Source organism: Bacillus sp. R86525 (genome assembly GCF_042466195.1).
Lineage (GTDB): Bacteria > Bacillota > Bacilli > Bacillales > Bacillaceae_G > Bacillus_A > Bacillus_A nitratireducens.
Window position 1 is genome coordinate 25,754 of the sequence record NZ_JAXHPX010000006.1, and the last position, 20,107, is coordinate 45,860.

A 20,107-nucleotide genomic window follows, 5' to 3' on the forward strand; every position below is an offset into this window, starting at 1 on the left:
AAGAATCAGATGTGAAGATAGAACAAGATAAATTGGGGCAGAATTTTAAAGAATTACTGGATGTTGCTTGAATTTTGATAGATTCCTCTACTAAGTTATTATTCAATAATAAAAATTAGAAATAGAATATAACAAAGCAACAGAAAAAATGCAGATTAAATTAGAAGCGGGAGTACCCCATTCCTATTTTACTGATACGTATGCAAGCATTAAAGTCCAGAATTCATCCGGTAATATTTTGTACAATAAAGAAATTATAGGAAATAGACAACAAGCTGCTGAGAGCCAAACCGTTCCAGTCAAAGTAGGGAATTATATTGAGTTTACTCATATAGAGGGAGAAGCACAAAAGGAAAAGACACGTGCCACACTTACTAATCTTGAGAATAGTAAACAGAAATATATAGAAAAGAATATATCAGGTTACCTCTATGGGATTATTAATAAAGTCATAGGTTTCACTACAAAACTTAAATTATTGATTTATATATTATATAAAAATCTTAACTATTATACGCATTAAAAAATGCTCAAGAGAAAATAGATTGGCGGGTATAGTATGAACATATTCAAAGGGTTTCTAATTTCATCAATTGCAATGACAACATTTGTAGGAACAGATCTAATACTACAAAATGATAGAATTCATAATAAAGTTTACGCTGAATCTTATAATGTCACATACAAAGAAACAGATTCACAGGAAGAACAATTAATTGTAAAGTTTAAAAATGAAATTGACTTACCGTATGAAGATGGTATTGAGAAACGAATAAAAAGTGGGAATTATGATAACAATTTAAAGAAGTTATTTTCCGAAAATACGGAACTTACTTTGAATCGCCTGTTCTCATCTGTAAATCCGATAGAGATTGAAAAGTTATCATTATACTCTAAATCATTTGATAATCAATCAGCTAACAATTTATTAAATTATTATATTGTACAAGCTCCTAATAACATAGAAATAGAATTATTACTGAAAAAATTTGAAACATCACCCCTTGTAGAGGAGGCTTATATACAAGAAAAACAAATTTTAACACCCCCTGAAATACAGTTGCCTGATTTATCTGTTAATCCGTACGATGATCCTAGATTTAAAAATCAAGGGTATCTTGAAGCGGCACCAAAGGGAATTAATGCCTCGCATGCTTGGAGCATTAAAGGTGGTGACGGGAAAGGTACAACCTTTGTCGATATGGAATATGGGTGGTTATTGAACCATGAGGATCTAGTCAATAAAAATATAAAACTTATGTCTGGACAAAATATAAGTCAGCATAGAGCTCATGGTACTTCTGTATTAGGAATTGTTTCATCCGAAGATAATCAAATTGGAAATATTGGAATTGCACCAAAAGCAAATGTAAAAGTAATATCCCAAATCAGAGATAATGGAATTTATAATACAGCGGATGCTATTTTAAGTGCTGTACATAATTTACAAGCAGGGGGATATTCTTTTATTAGAGGCACAAGCTTCGTATGATGGGTATGGGGATAAATATTTACCTGTAGAAGTACATCCAGATATTTTTGATGCGATTCGTGTTGGTACAGATAAAGGGATTATTATTATAGAAGCTGGCGCAAATGGTTCAAACGACTTAGATAATTTTAAAGATCGTAATGGAAAAAAGATCTTAAATCGAAATAGTCCAGACTTTAAGGATTCAGGTGCTATTATGGTTGGGGCGGGATCATCAACTGTTCCACATAAACGTTTATGGTTTTCAAATTATGGAAGTCGATTAGATGTATATGGATGGGGAGAAAATGTTGATACAACATCAGCCAATCCAAGTCAAAATACTACAAATTTATATACATCAACATTTAGTGGAACATCAAGTGCTTCACCAATTATTGCTGGAGCAGCAACTTCAATTCAAGGTATTGCTAAAGAACATCGAGGTTCTCCTTATACACCAGCCGAATTAAGAAATATCTTAAGTAATCCAAATACAGGAACAAAATCTCAAGATCCGTGGAATGATAGAATAGGTGTCTTACCTGATCTAAAATCTATATTAGATAACTTAGGTCTTAATCCAGATATACCGAACTCTTCTAATATTTTAGAAGGAAAGCAGTTTACATGGTCACTAAAAGGAATTAGTGATTTCGAGTTTGCTAAAATCAATTTCAATAAGTCGACAGAAGAAATGCAAGTTGATTTAAAGTCAGGCATACCACATCATTATTTTAATGAAACATATGCGAGTATTAAAATACAAAATGCATCAGGGAAAGTAGTATACAATAAAGACATTTATGGAAACAAGCAACAAAATGCTGAATCGCAAAAAGTTTCAGTCAAAGTAGGAGATTATATTGAGTTAACACATCTAGAAGGTGTGCATAGAGCTACTCTCACAAATGTAGATAATAGTAAACAAGAGAGCTTTGGAAAAAAATCCATATACGAAGTTACAAAAGAAGGTCTGAAGAAACTAGAAAAAATGCCAGAAGCAACAATTCTAGATGGAAATCGATTTGCTTGGTCGCTAAAAGGAATCAGTGATTTCGAGTTTGTTAAAATCAATTTCAATAAGTTGACAGAAGAAATGCAAGTTGATTTAAAATCAGGCATACCACATCATTATTTTAATGAAACATATGCGAGTATTAAAGTACAAAATGCATCAGGAAAAATAGTATACAATAAGGACATTTATGGAAACAAACAACAAAATGCTGAATCGCAAAAGGTACCAGTCAAAGTAGGAGATTATATTGAGTTAACACATCTAGAGGGTGTGCATAGAGCTACTCTTACAAATGTAGATAATAGTAAACAAGAGAGTTTTGGAAAAAAATCCATATACGAAGTTACAAAAGAAGGTCTGAAGAAAGTAGAGAAAATGCCGGAAACAACAGTTTTAGATGGAAATCAATTTGCCTGGTCTTTAAAGGGATATAATGATCGAGAAATCGCAAAAGTAGAGTATAACAAAGCAACAGAAAAAATGCAGATTAAATTAGAATCGGGTATACCTCATTCCTATTTTACTAGTATGTATGCAAGCATTAAAGTTCAAAACTCATCGGGTAATATTTTGTACAATAAAGAAATTGTAGGAAATAGACAACAAGCTGCTGAAAGCCAAACCGTTCCAGTCAAAGTAGGGGATTATATTGAGTTTACTCATATAGAGGGAGAAGCACAAAAGGAAAAGACACGCGCCACACTTACTAATCTTGAGAATAGTAAACAGGAATTTGTGGGTAAGAAAAAAACATATCAAGTTACTCCTACGGGATTATTAATAAAATAGATTAAAAGGATGTCTAAAAAAATAGAATTTTTTTGGACATCCTTTTTATTATTAAAAAAGCGTTAATTATTAATAGTGATGTATGATGAATTCTATAGGCCCATTAAATATTATATATATCCAAAAAATCAAGTTATAGTTAATGTTCCAGGATTGACACATCTATTCTTGTTTAATCATGTTATACTTTTCACAAATGTAATGCTACAATATCAAATCCTAGTTTTATGACATCCTTCTGTTGCCACATTCTATAAAAGGTCAATTCCATTGGGGTTGACTTTTTATAGTTATAGCAGAAAATTATAAACGTCTATAATTTTTTTATAGGATAAATGTTGTAATTTCATGTACCGTATTTTGAATGCATATATAATTATAACCAATAGTAGTCTATATGTAGCTTTTACGGTATGTAACTGTTATTGATATTCTCGTGATAGTTTAAAGTGTTGTTAAAAGTATGAATAGAATTTATACGCCAAAATTGAAGAACTAAGGCATATAATTGTGAAATGTTTCACAATTATATGCCTTAGTTCTTCAAAATTATTTCAAAAGGAGGTTATAGGTAATGAAAAGAATCATAACACTGAGCACTTGTAAACTGCAAGATACTATAAAACATGGTGGATGTGGTGCATGCCAGACATCTTGCCAGTCCGCTTGTAAAACCTCATGTGGAGTTGCAAATCAAAAGTGTGAAAATACAATTAATAGATAGGAAACAAGAAGTATAGTACGCAGTTATATTTTATATGGGCTCAATCTTTATGAAAAAAGGAGTTTGGTTATCCAGTATGATCCATCAATATAAATTAAATGGATATAATATCGTGTTAGATACTTATAGCGGGTCGGTACATGTTGTTGACGACCTTGCTTATGAAATAATTATGTTATATGAGAATACTCCTATGGAAGAAATCCTGTCAATGATGCAGGAAAAGTATAAACATGATTTCCATGTTTCCGAGAAAGAAATTCGAGAAACAATTGCGGATATTGAAGAACTAAAAAGAGATGGGAAGCTTTTTACCGAAGATGATTATAAGGACCTTTCAATTGATTTGATAAATCGTCCCACTTATGTGAAGGCTCTTTGCCTTAATGTCGCGCATACATGTAATCTGTCGTGTGAATACTGCTTTGCTAGCCAAGGAAAATACAATGGAAATAGAGCCATCATGAGTTATGAGGTTGGAAAAAGAGCCATCGATTTTCTATTAGAAAACTCAGGTAATCATCGAAATCTCGATGTTGATTTTTTTGGTGGGGAGCCACTTATGGCGTGGAAGACTGTCAAACAGATTGTCGCCTATGCAAGAAATAAAGAAAAAGAGTACAAAAAAACTTTTCGTTTTACCTTTACTACAAATGGTATGCTGCTTAATGATGAAATTACTGACTTCTTGAATCAAGAAATGCACAATGTTGTATTAAGCCTTGATGGAAGAAAAAAAGTTCATGATTATCTTCGTAAAACTGTCAATGGGAAGGGTAGCTATAATCATATCGTTCCAAAGTTTCAGGAGTTTGTTGAGAAGCGTGGAAATAAAGAATACTATGTACGTGGAACCTATACCCATAATAATGTTGATTTTACCAATGATATTTATCACATCGCTGACTTAGGTTTTAACAAGATCTCAATGGAACCTGTTATCTGTAATCCGCGAGAACCATATGCGCTCTGTGAAGAAGACCTTCTGGAAATTTACAATCAATATGAAATTCTCTCGAAAGAAATGCTGAACCGTGAGGAAAAAGGCAACGGTTTTACTTTCTATCATTACATGCTTGACCTTTCAGAAGGTCCATGCGTTCAAAAGAGAATTTCTGGTTGCGGTTCTGGGACTGAATACCTGGCTATTACTCCATGGGGGGAGATATTTCCTTGTCATCAGTTTGTTGGAGAAGAAGAATATAGTATGGGGAATATCTGGGATGGCATTACAAAAGCAGAGATACAGTCTCAATTTAGGGAGAGTAATTGCTATTCAAAACCGGAATGTCAGGAATGTTGGGCACAGCTTTACTGTAGTGGCGGTTGTCCGGCTAATACAATACATGCAACGGGTTCCCTTAAGGGAACACATGAGTTCAGCTGTAAAATCTTCCGTAAGAGGATAGAATGTTCTATGATGGTTAAAGTAGCTCAATCCATTAGAGCTATGAAGAAGGAAGAACAAGCCGTAGTTCAGTAAATACAAAAGTGCACAAGGCTGTTATAGCATAAATTTATAAAGGTAGTTACAAACAAAAATTCTTTTATCTAATTTAGAATAAATGAGTTTAAAGGCAAGAAATATAAATTTTTAGTCTCAGTAAAACAAAGTATCAACGTTTGAATTGTTTAAAAGAAGATAGCCATTCGTAATGGCTATCTTCTTTTATAAAAATATATAATTTATTCAATTATTTTTTCGATAACAGGCATAACAGCGATTGGTGGAATAGAGTGAGTCCATCCTACAGAAAATATATTTAGTTTTTCACCTACACTGTAGTTATCTTTGCTAGTAATAGGAACACGTAAAATTTTATTCTGAGAGGCTAATTCCCACCAATCATTTTGATAAGAGAGTGCCTCCTCCTTTGTATTAGTGTCAGCTACAACTAAATAATTATCATCTGCTGAAATAACATATCCAGTGAAAGGTATCTGTATTCGTACTTGTTCTTCCTTAATAGGAGTAGGGTTATTTATAGAATCTGCCGAAGTAGGAGTTAATCCAAAAGCTAATCCACATCCTAGTGTCAGAGTGGTTACCACTGTTACTAATTTTTGTTTTTTTGAAAACATAATATAATCCCCCTTATATTTTATCCGTACACCATCACCTTTCTATTTTCATATATAGAAAGCCTTTTAGAATCCCTAAATTTAACAATTATGTCACAATTAATCCATTGTTTTTTCAACTGGGTATTATTTAAAGATAATATATGTTATAATTCACCAAATTAACTATTAATTGTATCTTTATCTTTTAGTGAATATCTATTTTTGAAAAAAATGATAGCGTTATCTTTTAGTGAATATCTATTTTTGAAAAAAATGATAGCGTTATCTTTTTGTGGAATTTTCCTATTTGCATGATTACCTAATTTTTATGTACAATAAAGGAAAGAGAGTTTCTTAGACAGGAAGAGGAAATCATGACCAAGTCATTAGTAAATTTACGAATTGATTTTGCTTTTAAGCAATTATTTGGGACAAGTGGTAGTGAGGATATTCTTATCACATTTTTAAATGCCATGCTAAAGAATTCATTAGAATCACCTATTATGTCACTACAATTAGAGGATCCACATTTACATCGAGAACATGAGGATGATAAATTATCAATTTTAGATGTCTCAGCCACATTAGACACGGGTACTAAAGTAAACGTAGAAATTCAGCTGAATAATAATCACGACATGATTAAACGAAGTTTGTATTACTGGGGTAAATTATATACTTCACAGTTACAAAAAGGGATGCCTTATAGCTCGCTTCGTAAAACAATTACTATTAATTTGTTAAACTTCGCACTTTTTCCCGAATATGAGGAATTTCATACAACGGGAAAGCTATGGAATGTACAACAGCAAAAGCAGTTTAGTGATGATATAGAGATTCATGTTATAGAGCTTCCTAAATTAATGGAACAATGGCGGGAAGAGAAGGTTAATCCGTGGGAAGATTCATTTGTTCGTTGGCTGTTATTACTTCCGGCAAATGAAGATGAACACTTAACTCAAACATTGGAGGACATTGCGATGAATCAAGATCCGATTTTACAAAAAGCAATGAATAAGTGGGAGCGAATGAGTCAAGATTCGACATTCCGACAAGCCTATGAAGCGAGGGAAAAAACCCTAATGGATGAAGCTGCAAAGTTTGCTCACGCAGAGGAGCAAGGAATCAAAAAAGGTATTGAAAAGGGTATTGAAGAAGGAAAAAAAGCCGAACGTATACAATTGGTATGTGGTATGTATAAAAACGGAATGTCTGTAGAGGATATTGCGAAATTTACGAAGTTACCTATAGAAGAAATAAGAGAAATTATCCAATTATAAATAAAAAAGAACACCTACAGTATTTGTAGGTGTTCTTTTTTTATGACCAATAATGCCCGGAGTGTAATTATTAGTTTGATGTATCGTCAGGAAAATAAGAGTTTACAACATTAAATATTTTTAAAGAATTATACATGGATTCTACCTTAAATACATGCTTTATATTCCATCATAATATTGTTAATAATTGTTTTGACGGGCAAAATTTCTTTGATTTCATTTACTCGTGCGCCTGCGAAAACAAGGCCGTTTTCACAATCACCATCCATAGAGGTTATCAATGAATCTAGCGTGCAGAAACGATAAGAACAGTTTTTTAAGCAATTTATACATTTTTTTATTTTTATCTTTTTATTATCAGCTATTAATTTAGTGAAGTTATTCTTAACCGCACGACCTTGGAGACCGACAGTTGTTTTGACTAATATAGTATCTTCTAATCGAGCATTTATATATTTTTCTTTAAAGGAAAGTGGTGCGTCACACTCATTACTTGCGACGAATCTTGTACCCATTTGTACACCAGATGCACCCAATTTTAAGGCATGAGCAATATCTTTTCCAGTCATAATCCCTCCAGCAGCAATGACGGGAATTTCGACCGCTGCAACTACTTCCGGTAATATATCGAATAAAGGTCGCTCGGTACCCAGATGTCCTCCTGCTTCATGCCCCTCTACTACAACAGCGGCCGCACCCAATCGTTCAGATAATTTAGCAAGTTTGGCCGAGGAAACTATTGAAATAACTGGTATGCCAGCATTTTTCCCCCAAGTATACATATCTCGTGAAATGCCAGCACCAGATATGATGAAATCGACTTTTTCCTCAATGGCTGCTTTCATTTTTTCAGCAAAATCATTCATTGCAAAAAGGACATTTACTCCAATATAACCAGTATTCCGGATCTTTTCTTTCGCCTTCCTAATATGCATTCTCATTTCATCTATGGAAATACCAGTTCCTGATATAATCCCAATTCCTCCAGCATTTGCAACTGCAGATGCAAGTTTACTTAATGAAATGCCTACGCCCATTCCTCCCTGCATAATTGGGACCTTTGGTATCATATGCCCGATTTTTAATTGTGGAAAGTTCAAGTAAATACCCCATTTCATTAATGTTATTAGAGTAGATCTGTTAAACCCCCTCAGTTTAACACAGTGTTTGGAACAAACACAGGAAATTAATACCTACTACTAGTAGTTTGTGATGTTTCTTTCTGATTTTCACAAAATGTTCGAATAGTGCGCTATAAAATTTAGAATAATATCAAATATATATTTAGGATTTTGGATAAAAAAACAACTAAATTTGGATTTTCTAATAAAAAATGTCTTTAAAGAATAGCTTTGTCAAAAATGAAGTGGGATGTAAGCATTAATTATTTTGAGTGGGGATATGAACAGAGCTTAATAGAAATTTATATCCTTTTTAATAAATGCAATTTTTATATTATAAGTGTTAAATAATCAATAGTTATAAGGGGAAAAATCTATGCTTTTAGTAATCTACACGATTGGATTAAAGACAATAGGATGCATAGCACCTTCTAGAGGTTTTAAATATCAATATTCCAAAAATCTTGATAATCAATATGTCTATCAGATTTTTGTAGTATTCTAATGATCTTAGTTGCAGATGTTAAAGTGGGAATACGATCCTTTTTATTTGCTAAATCACTTATCAGAGATTTACTTAATCCAGTTTTTTGTACTAGCCATTGTTGTTTAATTCCTCTGTGATCTAAATACACACCAAATGGAGTTCTTTTTTTTCCTAGGCCAAACATAAAGAATCCCTCCTAATTAAGAATAGCGTATAAATAGCTTGTACAATATTCCATAAATTTAAACTTTTGTCCATAAATATGGAATTATACTCTAGAACAAAGCATAGAATAATATAAGTAAAATGAAAAAATATGGAATAATTTTGAGGAATCTAGCATTCATAGTAATAGCTACAAGTTGCTGATACACTAATTTCTAATGGCAACTTGTTGCAAAGGGTATTACTAAAATAAAAAAATCTGAAACTCCTTACGTCAGAAGGATCTTCAGATTTTTTCTTTTTTAGATCTTTAATTTATAGATACGTATTTTATAGATTATGATGCACAATATGGCGAATGAGTAGAATGGACCATCCATTTATATAGTTTGTTCGACCTTGGCACTAAGCATATAGCTCTGTTTTAGAGATGATGAAAGGAAATATTAACAAAAAATATGAAATTAACGGATCAAACAAAGGACGTTTAAAAATTTAGCCACTTTTCGGTGGTTTTTATTTGTGCTTACCGTGTGGGCTAGATATACCTAAAAATGGTTATGTACTGTATAAGGGTAAGGATATTCGAAAAATTGGTTTGGATCGATACCGTAATCAAAATGTATCCGTAATTTTCCAATCTTATAATTTGATAACCTATATGACTGCTCTTCAAAATGTACTAACGGCAATGGAAATTACAGGTGTGAAGGTACAGAATAAAAAAGCAAGAGCATTAGAATTATTAGAGAAGGTAGGGCTCACAGAAGTAGAAGCGAAACGAAACGCCTTGCAACTAAGTGGCGGGCAACAACAGCGTGTAGCAATTGCTCGAGCGCTATCTTGCAATGTGGATTTACTGATTGCGGATGAGCCGACAGGAAACCTTGATGAAGAAACAGCAAATGAAATTATTGAATTGTTCCAGGAGCTCGCACATCAAGAAGATAAATGTGTAATTGTTGTTACGTATTCACAGGAAGTTGCAAAAAAGTCGGATCGAGCTGTTTATTTAAGTAAGAAAAAATTAGCAGTAAAAGATACGCCTAGCATCTAAAAATAAATTCTATGATTAGAAGAGTTTGAAGGGTATGGAAATCGTGAAAATGATAAAAAACTAGTTAATTATTTTCCGGAAAAAATATATGATTAATCTAAAAAGGAATGGAGATAAAAATCTCCATTCCTTTTTAGATAGGTAATTTAATCCTTATTTAACAGCCTCTTTTAAAGCTTTCCCAGCTTTAAATGCAGGTACTTTTCCTCCTGGGATATGCATTTCTTCGCCTGTTTGGGGATTGCGCCCAGTACGTGCAGAACGCTCACGTACTTCAAATGTACCAAATCCAATTAACTGTACAGATTCCTCTTTTTGAAGAGATTGTGTAATTTGATCTAGGACAGCTTGTACAGATGCGGTAGCATCTTTTTTAGTAAGTGATGTTTTCTCGGATACTTGGTTAATTAGTTCTGTTTTATTCATTATGAACCTCCATTAAATAATATTTGTTAATTTAATTTTATAGTATAGTATGTTTTCAAGAAAGGGGCAAATTCTATATAAATATAATATCAAAAAGTTGAAGATACTCTTACAGTTTTGTAAAGGGGGGTTAGGTATTTTTACTTTAAAATCTATACTATATAAATAGTTAAATAAAGGGAATTGTATTGTAGAGAAGATACAGGCTACCCATTTGCAAATTTATAAACTAGAAATAAAAATTAATTAATCGAAATAGTACCTTATAACCATAAATTTAAGGGGAAATAGAACCAAACGAAAAAATTCGCACCTTTTAATTAAAAGTGTGCGAATTTCTTGTTTTGTGTGCTTAAAATTTAAAAATCAATGATAAAATATCGGGAATTAAATCAAATATTAGACTTCTCAGGAATATTAAAAATATATGGCATAAAGATTAAAAAGAAACCCAATATTACCATCAAAGAATTTAATGAAAATAAAGAAGAATTGTTAACCAAAGATGATCCAAAAATAATTACAAAAGTAATACCAGTTCCACGCAAAATAGATTTTAAAGAAACAGAATTTGTCATCATTTCAAATGTTTTCACTTGCAAATTTTCGATTGATTTAGCTACTTTGGTTTTCATGTTCAATCCTTCTTTCTAAGAAATAGAGTATATATAATATTCATTGTATTCCTTGGTGTTTTTAAATTCAAATTTTTATGGAGCTCAGTTTTGTGTAACAAATTTGTAGGTATTAGGCAAAAGGGTTAATTGTTTTATATGTAGGAGTGAACCAAAAGATATATATTTTTTAAAATTTAATAATTTAGCTTTTTAGAAAAAGAAGAACGCTTTTTTAAAAACTAAATTCCCCTAATTTCGGTTTGATTGATAATAATAGAAATTTCTCATTAATATGGGGAAGAAATATTTGTTTTCTTGTATGAAAAGAACTTTGGATTGATATATAAAACTGGCTTACTCCCATTTTTTGATTTAGGGCTATCTAAGTTTTATTAGCTTGATGGCGAACGGGTGTCGCCATATTTTTATCCAACTAGCTAGAACAGGTTACCTTGCAAAGAAAAAGGGAAGAATATACATAACTAATTAAAGTATAATGATTTATTTAAAACATATGGAGATGTTGTATTAGGGGGATATTAAATGAGATTGACAAATCGAGACTACAAATGTAATCTAAATATAAGATTACATTTGTAGTCTTGTATTTATTTAATGATATGCCTATTTTAAGTTATTTATTCCAATATTAAAATAGGGGTTGCAAATTTAAGATTACAAATGTAGTATCGACTTTAGGATTACATTTGTAATCATAGGGAGGAGGAAATTGGAAACGTGAAAAAAATACCTAAGATATCTGAAGCTGAGTTAGAAGTAATGAAAGTCCTTTGGTCAAAATCTCCACAAACGGCAAATGAAGTAATTCAAGCTCTTGAAGGACAAATGGATTGGAATCCAAAAACAGTTAGAACATTAATCAATAGGTTAGTTCAAAAACAAGTTGTTTTTTCTCAGCAGAAAATAGGAAGAACGTACATGTATGGTCCTTTAATCTCACAAGATGAATATTTACAAATAGAAACTAAATCTTTTATTAAGCGTTTTTACGGTGCTGCTTTGAAACCGTTGCTTGTTAATTTTTTACAAGATGAAAAGCTATCTTCAAAAGAGATCGATGAGCTCAAACGTATTCTAGATGATAAAAGTAATCAAAAAGAGGGATCATAATTATGATAAATGTGTTAATACAGACGTATCTCTCTACTTTTTTTGAGTGGCTGTTAGAAACTACTATTATGGCCAGTATATTGGTAGGTTTTATCTTATGTATCAAAGTTCTACTAAGGAATCAATTAACGGCAAGATGGCATTACGCACTGTGGTTAATTCTGATTGTAAGATTACTTTTACCTTGGTCACCGGATAGTTCTTATAGCCTATACTCCATACTTTCACATGGATATGTAGCTTCTACTTCTCTAATTCAGAAGGAAGCGAATGTTTCTGGTTTAAAAGTGATGAATGAACCTGCGAAGTATGCTGTTAATTCAAGTGATTACAATAAATCACCAGTTGAATCGGGTTCCAAAGAAAAAGAACAGGGTGCCAAACACATATCAATGTATGAAATCTGTTTATATGTATGGATGCTAGGTGTTTTTTGTTTAGGGACTTTAACACTAATTGCAAATAGACGTTTATATTTATACATACAAAAGCAACCAATTATAACAGATGAAAGAATTTTAAATATTTTCGAAGGTTGTAAAGAAACGATGTCTATAAAAGAGGATATTCCTTTGCAATTAGCCGGCAAGATTGCTAGTCCGACACTCCTTGGATTTATAAAACCTAGAATATTATTATGTGAACAGCATATACAACGATTAAATGATAATCAGCTACGGTTTATTTTCTATCATGAATTAGCTCATTTTAAACGTAAAGATGTTGGGGTTAATTGGCTTATGCATCATTTGCTTATACTAAATTGGTTTAATCCAATCCTTTGGTATGCCTATTATTCAATGCGCGAAGATCAAGAAATTGCATGTGATGCATTGGCTCTTACCTTTATTGATTCGGAAGAAAAAATCGAATATGGGCATACAATTATTACATTACTAGAACACTATTCAAATTATTATCAAATGCCTAGTTTAGCAAATCTAAGTAAAAATAAAAAAGCATTAAAAAGGAGAATTGTTATGATTAAAAAATTCAATAAAAAATCGTATCGTTGGTCAGCTTTAGGATTGACAGCTGTATTAGGTATATCTACTTTTTCTTTAATGAATGCAAGTGCTGAGGAGCTTAAGAGTGAATCAAAGGCTACAAAAAATAAAATTGAACAAGCCGCTAAACCAGAAGAAATGAATAATCTTGAAAAAAGTAAGGCAGAAGAAGTCGCAAAACAATTAGAAATGGATAAGCTTGAAAAGAGTAAGGCAGAAGAAGCCGCAAAACAATCAGAGATGGACAAGCTTGAGCAAAGTAAAAAGAACACAGATATTTCAGAAGCAGCAGTACTTAAACTTACCGAGAAACAAAAGCAATATCTTAAATCTAAAGGTCTTCCATTGAAGCAAACTTCTAAAGAATCTGAAGTTACGGGGCTTATGTTAGTTTCTCTAGTGAAACATATTGATAATGGAGATGGAACAGGATTTCAGCCAGACCATGTTGGAGAAGTTGATATAATTCACGCAGATGAATATAAAAACAAATATGGTAAAGAAGATTATGTAGCATTTGCTGCATGGGAATAAGTCTAGTTATATTACCAACAATCTAAGATGAATTTATGCTTATAATTAATAGAAAGCGTCATTCTTTTTATAGAAATCTATAGAAAGGATGGCGTTTTTATTTAAAAATGAGTTTCATTTGTTTGCTAAAAAATTTCGGTGAGATATATTTATCCATCAAGAATTATTTGGCAAGCATATCAAAATAATAATTCTGTAGGCAAAAGTTCATAGAACACCAAAATTTGGCTTGATGGGCGTAGTAAGGCAGGTTCTACCTTCATTTGTTAGATACCTCATAGAATTTTATACTAAAAGGATGTTTTTCTGTACCCTATTATGTTTATTAATAATTGGAAGTGAAATGTTGTCATACATGCTTTTACAGTTATAATCCGTGGTGATGAGCTTAGCCTTTAATTGTGTTGTAAGCAGTTATTAAACCTTAATCAACTATTATTTTCAATTGAATACTAAGTAATGAAATATTATGGAAATTGGTTAAAGAGTGGATTTCAAATGCCTTTTCTATTGTTCCTTTTTGTTTTTTTGATGAAAAGAAGCGAGCCTGATATAATCAATAAAATTAACCGAGTGTGCTTGTAAATAAGAATAGCATGATAGCAATTGATAAAAACAGGTATATTATATAAATTGTCAGCAACATATATCATCCCTTTCTATTGATATATGTATCATACAAACATAATCTGTAGTATATATGGAGTTTATAGGTAGTTATTGTAATGATTATTATAACAGTCTTTTAGTTGTGAGAAAGAATAGGAGAATTCACCATTACTTATTGATTTTACAGCGTTATTTCTGGAAAACAGAATGTGTTTTACTGTCAGTTTTTCTATGCTATAAGGATCATTAAGATATAATAGTTACTGCTCGTTGGTCATAAGTAGTTATTTGAAATCAAGAAAGAACGCCTTTGCTATAAGTAAATTATATATACAGAAAGGTGATATGATTATGTACTGATATGAAAGTAACGGGGAACGAGATCAAGAAAGGTGACATGACTCAATTACCAAAATGGAATGAAAATTTAGTTATAGTACTTTTATTTTTTGGGCAGTCAGCGGTTTATTAGTTTTTATTTCGACTATTTTTATAAAATAAAAGCATTTTTATCTTAATATGAATTGTTTCCAAAAATAAAAAAGAATCTAGTGGCATTTCTAGATTCTTTTTTATTATATTATTTTATTATCCTAAAGATATGTAACATAAAATTTTTTCAAGTTCGCTGGATTCTTTGTTGCCTTTAATATAGCATACTTGGAGAGATTGTTCTTTTGATACATAAGGTAATTGAACTGCTTAAGCTGACTGAGAGATAAAGTAACCTTTCAAAAAATTAATTGGTGATAGCATATATTTTTACTGTAAATTGCTGATTTGCACCATTTGGATTTGCTATATAGTATTTAGAATTCGTATCTGCTGCAGTCCTAGACTCATTCGAAAGTTTGCTCCAACTAATACGATCTAGACCCAGAAAAACATCGACCATAATATTGAAAGAGATACTGGTAGAAGTCTCTCCCTCGCTAGGTTCAATAATCCATTTTAACCCCAGTGTTCCTGAGGGTAAATTATTTATACTAAAGTTTTGGCTGGATCGGTTCTTTTCTCCAGGCAACGGCTTAGAGTCAGAAGAGATTTGGGAAATTAATATTTCTTTTTCATTAACGTTTACCCCATTTAATTTAATAATACTATCTATTAAACCTGGCCCAGGAAAATCTGCTGCGATGATACCAGAATGTTTTAGCCCACCATGTTGTATGAAATCAGTCCCCATTGTATTCATTCCACCATAAAATACTTGACCATTTGTATCACGAGGGAAGTCTTTCCATTCATTTGTTGTGTTTCTTTGAATTAACTGTGGGTTACTACCGGTATCCCGATTTTCCTTTCCACTTGCTACAAACCAAGGATAATAATTATTCCATAATGCTGCAGCGCCACCCGTACCACTAAAATGGTTGAGATAGATATTACTATTGTTAGAGTCTTTATTTGCATTTAGAAGGTGATTTTTTACTGCATTCCATTTTTCATACATTCCATCCGGTCCAGCGCTAACTTCAAAATTATCTTGGATATTTAATGATTCGTAATTAATACCGTATTCTTGAGATGCTGCGAAGTTTTGTAGTATTACAATTTTTCCGCGGATATCTCCTAACTTAGGGTTATTTCTTTCTGAAAATGGCACAGAATTAGGGTCCCAAAAATAGGGCACATTACGCTCTTTATAACTTTTAAATATCTCCTCGAATGTTTGTGAGCCGTTCTCTGGATCAGTTTCCTCTTTTAAGCGCATTAAAATTGTTTCTTGAGGGTTGTCTCTTAAAAATTGGATTGTTTCTTTTAATACATCTTCAAACATTGCTTTTTGATTTACAATACCATGCTGCATGGCAAAAGAATTTTTCACACGTTTCACACGCATGTCTACATAACGTATCCCTGCATTGAACTGCTGAGACAGGGGCATTGTTTGATTTCTTGTCAAATCCTCATCAATAAAACTTGCTCCATGTAAAGCCATTGAACCATGAGTACCTGGAATAGATAATTCGCTTATTCTTTTTGTATCTTCTAATTTTGACATCCAGGCTGGATTTCGATAACCTAAATCGGACTCATAGGAATAACCTGGGTGTCTATCAGCAAATACTATTGAAGTTGAACATAAACTCGCTAGTGTAAAACAAATAAGAATCCCGAATTTTAAGTGTTTTTTCATCGTTATTTTCTTCATTATATCTCTCCTGATTTTAAACAGATTGGTCTTATACTAAAACTTGAGATCTTTTACCATATATATAAAGTCTAGTATAGGAATAATAGACTTTATCAATTAAAAAATGTTATTTGTATAAATAGAACCAAATTTTCAATAGGTACTAAAAGGTTTGTAAAGTTAAAAAGAAAGTAAGTCAAATAAGTAATATGTTAGCTATCATCAGTTACTATTGTCATTTCCCTTAAAATATTGTGTTGGCTTTAAGATTTCGAGAGGGATATTCTCATTTGGATTTACTGAAAAGTCATCGTGCACTGGAAACATAAATTTAGAAATGCAATCATACAGGGGGAAGGTCAAAATAATCATGTGCAGGTTTAGTAAAATGAAATGATTCACATGTGAAATAATGACAAAGTATTTTATCATTTTTCATGTACTTTATAAGACATACAATTTAAATCTACTATATACAAAGAAAACAGAAGTCTTAAACTAGACTTCTGTTTTTCGAAGTGCAATGAATTATTGAAATTGGTAAGATTTGCATAATTATTAATTTTAATCAATGCAGATTTTTATTTGTTAAGAAATTATATGGCAAAATTATATGAATCCCATATCTGAGATTAAAAAACTTTTGGGGAGATTCTCACTCGTATTAATGCATTAAAGTTAGAGATACATTTGTTATATAGTATATAGTCTTAGGCGAATGTATAAATGATACTTCTCTGTAAGGTTAAATAAAGCCTATAAGTTTATTTCTCATTAAAGCTTAAACTAACTGCAGTGGCAATAGATTGTCCTGCATGTTCCCAACTTCCATCAATAACTCTTCCAAGTTGTTGACCAAGTGAATTTAAATCATTTGGATTAACAGGAATTCCGTTATATGCGGCAAGAAGTGATAAAAGTGGAGCTACAATTGGTGTCCAGCCTCCTCTATCAATATGGAATTCGAATCCCGTTACCTTACCATCTTTTTTTGTGAATTTATAGTAAAGTTGATCATCTGGACGGAGGCTTAAATGATGAGAGATTTGTCCATATACATCTTTACCAGCTGCACCTCGATCCACAACTTCTATTTCTTTTACATTAAATTCATGCTCAAATACTTTTATTTTTTTGACTTCGGGACCATTTAATGCAGCTTGAACAGCCGTTTCTAGATTGTTTTGTGCAAACGGTTGAATACTTACTTGTGATTCCTGTTGTTGGATAGGAGCAACTGTCTCAGCAGCAAATACTGATGTTGTAGGTAATGCACCTGTAGCTAATGTTGCAGCCAGAGCAGTTGCTGTAATGATTTTCTTTTTCATAATTTTACTTCCTCCTTTTTAATGTATGATAATAAACTATAAATTACTGACAGATAAATTATTTCTATACATATATAGAAAAACATTATTGTGCGTAATGGAAGTTAGACTGACAGATAATTTATATCATAATAGTATCAACACACACCTAATTTCTCAATTTTCAGTTAATATATTCAATATTAACCAATTTTAAGTAAGTTTTAGAAGGGAAATCTCTAATAGCAATCTACAAACATGGCAATATTAGAGTGAAAATGAAATAATAATCATAAAATATTCTATTAATATCAAAAAAATATAAAAAAATTTCACATATATTTTTATTTTTAGGTTATTCAATTTTATTGTTATGTATAGAATTATAAATGTATATGTGAATAATAAATACAGAATATTAAAGTGGCTGGCAAAATCCAATTTTGAAGATCATAGCCATTATAGTTTTATCATTTTAGCCAAGAAGACTACTTCCTCAAGGAACGCGAAGTGAGTAGGTGGGAGATGAATTGGCTTCGGACAAGAGATGGCAGGAAGCCATCTTTAATTGTTCGACATACATAAACTATTACTTCACTAACTATCGAATGTACGTTTGTTGTATAATAGACACATGCCGAAATGGAGGTGAAATGAATGATGATTAATAAAGCATATAAATTTCGTATCTATCCAAATAAAACACAAGAAACCCTAATTAATAAAACAATTGGCTGTTCTTGTTTTGTATTCAATCATTTCCTATCTCTATGGGATAACGCATACAAAGAGACGGGGAAAGGTTTGACATATGGTACATGCTCTGCCAAACTTCCTGCTATGAAGAAAGAGTTTGTTTGGCTCAAAGAAGTGGATAGTATTGCGATTCAGTCGTCTGTTCGCAACCTTGCGGATGCTTATACACGCTTTTTCAAAAAATAAACTAGTGCCCCGTGTTTCAAATCTAAGAAAAACAACGTACAATCTTACACCACAAAACAAACAAATGAAAACATAGCCATTGTAGGAAAAAAGATAAAACTGCCGAAACTAGGTCTTGTTCGATTTGCCAAGAGTCGCGAAGTAAAAGGACGTATTGTAAATGCTACAGTTAGACGGAATCCTTCTGGCAGATACTTTGTGTCCTTGTTAGTTGAAACAGAAGTACAAGAACTTCCGAAAACAAATTCTTACATTGGAATGGATGTGGGAATAAAAAATTTCGCCATTTTGTCAGATGGAACAATCTATAAAAATCCGAAGTTTTTTCGGTCATTAGAAGAGAAGTTGGCAAAAGCACAGCGTGTTCTTTCTAAAAGAACAAAAGGATCTTCTCGCTGGAATAAACAACGAGTAAAGGTAGCTAGAATGCATGAATACATGGTAAATGCTAGAAAAGATTACTTGGACAAAATCTCAACTGAAATCATCAAAAACCACGATGTTATCGGTATAGAAGATTTGCAAGTATCGAATATGTTAAAGAATTATAAGTTAGCAAAAGCAATTAGTGAGGTATCATGGTCACAGTTTCGATCTATGTTGGAATACAAAGCAAAATGGTATGGCAAACAAGTCATTGTCGTATCAAAAACATTTGCTTCAAGCCAATTATGTTCTTGTTGTGGATATCAAAACAAAGACGTTAAAAATCTCAACTTACGTAAATGGGACTGTCCTTCTTGTCTTACACACCATGATAGGGATATTAACGCAAGTATCAATCTAAAGAATGAAGCGATAAGGCTTCTAACCGCAAGGATTGTGGAGCTAGCCTAATCAATTAGAGTTCGTTAGAACTCTTTACTTAGGAATCCCCCACTTCTAAACGAAGTGGGGGTAGTTCAAGTTTAGGAACATTAAAGTAGTTATTCCAAGGTTAGATTTTAAAAATTAACGAAATGTTCAAGGTTTTACTCTCAAAAAATTAATATTAGTAATATAATTATTTTAAAGGGATAATTAATTCCCTTCCTCTGATGTTGTTGTTGTTTACAAGTTTATAGTTCCAATGTATTGAAGTTACGATAAAAAGAACTTGTAATTATATATTACAAGTTCTTTTTGTTCCCATCTTTTTTGTGAAAGATATCCTAACTAGTTATGTTTTTCATATTTTATCAAGGGGACGGTAGAATTCTATCGGCAAGTATATGTACA

General features: G+C 32.0%; 12 protein-coding genes and 4 pseudogenes. 9 read left to right on the forward strand and 7 right to left on the reverse strand.

Going from position 1 to position 20,107, the window contains the following annotated elements; all coding sequences use genetic code 11:
* Positions 1 to 118 precede the first annotated feature (118 nt).
* The 4 genes and pseudogenes from SJY24_RS01285 to scfB form a co-directional block, all read left to right on the forward strand.
* Positions 119 to 455: pseudogene (locus SJY24_RS01285) on the forward strand (putative mucin/carbohydrate-binding domain-containing protein); the annotation flags it as partial.
* Between the two features lie 104 nt (positions 456 to 559).
* A pseudogene (locus SJY24_RS01290) lies at positions 560 to 3,281 on the forward strand (putative mucin/carbohydrate-binding domain-containing protein).
* 574 nt (positions 3,282 to 3,855) lie between these two features.
* Complete coding sequence (scfA, locus tag SJY24_RS01295; RefSeq protein ID WP_000821352.1) at positions 3,856 to 4,005, forward strand: six-cysteine ranthipeptide SCIFF; 150 nt, start codon at positions 3,856 to 3,858, stop codon at positions 4,003 to 4,005.
* Positions 4,006 to 4,081: 76 nt separating this feature from the next.
* Entirely contained in the window at positions 4,082 to 5,488 is a 1,407-nt protein-coding gene (scfB, locus tag SJY24_RS01300) for a thioether cross-link-forming SCIFF peptide maturase (protein ID WP_377863627.1), read from the forward strand.
* Positions 5,489 to 5,691: 203 nt separating this feature from the next.
* On the opposite strand, the gene SJY24_RS01305 is transcribed toward scfB, so the two are convergent.
* Positions 5,692 to 6,087 carry a DUF3221 domain-containing protein gene (locus SJY24_RS01305; RefSeq protein WP_193654099.1) on the reverse strand — a complete coding sequence of 132 codons (396 nt, stop codon included), beginning with the start codon at positions 6,085 to 6,087 and terminating at the stop codon, positions 5,692 to 5,694.
* Positions 6,088 to 6,443: 356 nt separating this feature from the next.
* Here SJY24_RS01305 and SJY24_RS01310 point away from each other — a divergent pair, with 356 nt between their 5' ends.
* On the forward strand, positions 6,444 to 7,349 hold the full coding sequence (locus tag SJY24_RS01310) for an Rpn family recombination-promoting nuclease/putative transposase (RefSeq protein ID WP_377863461.1): 906 nt from the start codon (positions 6,444 to 6,446) through the stop codon (positions 7,347 to 7,349).
* A 146-nt stretch (positions 7,350 to 7,495) separates the two neighbouring features.
* On the opposite strand, the gene SJY24_RS01315 is transcribed toward SJY24_RS01310, so the two are convergent.
* Positions 7,496 to 8,467 carry an NAD(P)H-dependent flavin oxidoreductase gene (locus tag SJY24_RS01315; protein WP_377863462.1) on the reverse strand — a complete coding sequence of 324 codons (972 nt, stop codon included), beginning with the start codon at positions 8,465 to 8,467 and terminating at the stop codon, positions 7,496 to 7,498.
* 443 nt (positions 8,468 to 8,910) lie between these two features.
* Positions 8,911 to 9,141: a helix-turn-helix domain-containing protein gene (locus SJY24_RS01320; RefSeq protein WP_088040802.1), complete on the reverse strand. Its 231-nt coding sequence runs from the start codon at positions 9,139 to 9,141 to the stop codon at positions 8,911 to 8,913.
* A gap of 501 nt (positions 9,142 to 9,642) precedes the next feature.
* Between SJY24_RS01320 and SJY24_RS01325 the strand changes: the two are divergent.
* Positions 9,643 to 10,179, forward strand: a pseudogene (locus tag SJY24_RS01325) (ATP-binding cassette domain-containing protein); the annotation flags it as partial.
* Between the two features lie 153 nt (positions 10,180 to 10,332).
* Here SJY24_RS01325 and SJY24_RS01330 read toward each other — a convergent pair.
* Both SJY24_RS01330 and SJY24_RS01335 read right to left on the reverse strand, forming a co-directional pair.
* Positions 10,333 to 10,605 (reverse strand): HU family DNA-binding protein, encoded by a 273-nt coding sequence (locus SJY24_RS01330; RefSeq protein ID WP_377863463.1) that lies wholly within the window; start codon positions 10,603 to 10,605, stop codon positions 10,333 to 10,335.
* 392 nt (positions 10,606 to 10,997) lie between these two features.
* Positions 10,998 to 11,240: a hypothetical protein gene (locus SJY24_RS01335; RefSeq protein ID WP_377863464.1), complete on the reverse strand. Its 243-nt coding sequence runs from the start codon at positions 11,238 to 11,240 to the stop codon at positions 10,998 to 11,000.
* 762 nt (positions 11,241 to 12,002) lie between these two features.
* Between SJY24_RS01335 and SJY24_RS01340 the strand changes: the two genes are divergently transcribed.
* Together SJY24_RS01340 and SJY24_RS01345 are read left to right on the forward strand one after the other, a co-directional pair.
* Positions 12,003 to 12,353 carry a BlaI/MecI/CopY family transcriptional regulator gene (locus SJY24_RS01340; RefSeq protein WP_377863628.1) on the forward strand — a complete coding sequence of 117 codons (351 nt, stop codon included), beginning with the start codon at positions 12,003 to 12,005 and terminating at the stop codon, positions 12,351 to 12,353.
* Positions 12,354 to 12,355: 2 nt separating this feature from the next.
* Positions 12,356 to 13,894, forward strand: a complete 1,539-nt coding sequence (locus SJY24_RS01345) for a M56 family metallopeptidase (RefSeq protein WP_377863465.1) — start codon at positions 12,356 to 12,358, stop codon at positions 13,892 to 13,894.
* Positions 13,895 to 15,242: 1,348 nt separating this feature from the next.
* Here SJY24_RS01345 and SJY24_RS01350 read toward each other — a convergent pair.
* Both SJY24_RS01350 and SJY24_RS01355 read right to left on the reverse strand, forming a co-directional pair.
* On the reverse strand, positions 15,243 to 16,658 hold the full coding sequence (locus tag SJY24_RS01350; protein WP_377863466.1) for a phosphatidylinositol-specific phospholipase C: 1,416 nt from the start codon (positions 16,656 to 16,658) through the stop codon (positions 15,243 to 15,245).
* Positions 16,659 to 17,404: 746 nt separating this feature from the next.
* Complete coding sequence (locus SJY24_RS01355) at positions 17,405 to 17,968, reverse strand: methyltransferase (protein ID WP_377863467.1); 564 nt, start codon at positions 17,966 to 17,968, stop codon at positions 17,405 to 17,407.
* Positions 17,969 to 18,604: 636 nt separating this feature from the next.
* On the opposite strand from SJY24_RS01355, the pseudogene tnpB reads away from it, so the two are divergent.
* Positions 18,605 to 19,726, forward strand: a pseudogene (gene tnpB / locus SJY24_RS01360) (IS200/IS605 family element RNA-guided endonuclease TnpB).
* Positions 19,727 to 20,107: the final 381 nt, after the last annotated feature.

Excerpts from the sequence above, each read along its gene's own strand:
- scfA (WP_000821352.1), top strand. The coding sequence starts at position 3,856 with ATGAAAAGAATCATAACACTGAGCACTTGTAAACTGCAAGATACTATA.
- scfB (WP_377863627.1), top strand. The coding sequence starts at position 4,082 with ATGATCCATCAATATAAATTAAATGGATATAATATCGTGTTAGATACT.
- SJY24_RS01305 (WP_193654099.1), bottom strand. The coding sequence starts at position 6,087 with ATGTTTTCAAAAAAACAAAAATTAGTAACAGTGGTAACCACTCTGACA.
- SJY24_RS01310 (WP_377863461.1), top strand. The coding sequence starts at position 6,444 with ATGACCAAGTCATTAGTAAATTTACGAATTGATTTTGCTTTTAAGCAA.
- SJY24_RS01315 (WP_377863462.1), bottom strand. The coding sequence starts at position 8,467 with ATGAAATGGGGTATTTACTTGAACTTTCCACAATTAAAAATCGGGCAT.
- SJY24_RS01320 (WP_088040802.1), bottom strand. The coding sequence starts at position 9,141 with ATGTTTGGCCTAGGAAAAAAAAGAACTCCATTTGGTGTGTATTTAGAT.
- SJY24_RS01330 (WP_377863463.1), bottom strand. The coding sequence starts at position 10,605 with ATGAATAAAACAGAACTAATTAACCAAGTATCCGAGAAAACATCACTT.
- SJY24_RS01335 (WP_377863464.1), bottom strand. The coding sequence starts at position 11,240 with ATGAAAACCAAAGTAGCTAAATCAATCGAAAATTTGCAAGTGAAAACA.
- SJY24_RS01340 (WP_377863628.1), top strand. The coding sequence starts at position 12,003 with ATGAAAGTCCTTTGGTCAAAATCTCCACAAACGGCAAATGAAGTAATT.
- SJY24_RS01345 (WP_377863465.1), top strand. The coding sequence starts at position 12,356 with ATGATAAATGTGTTAATACAGACGTATCTCTCTACTTTTTTTGAGTGG.
- SJY24_RS01350 (WP_377863466.1), bottom strand. The coding sequence starts at position 16,658 with ATGAAGAAAATAACGATGAAAAAACACTTAAAATTCGGGATTCTTATT.
- SJY24_RS01355 (WP_377863467.1), bottom strand. The coding sequence starts at position 17,968 with ATGAAAAAGAAAATCATTACAGCAACTGCTCTGGCTGCAACATTAGCT.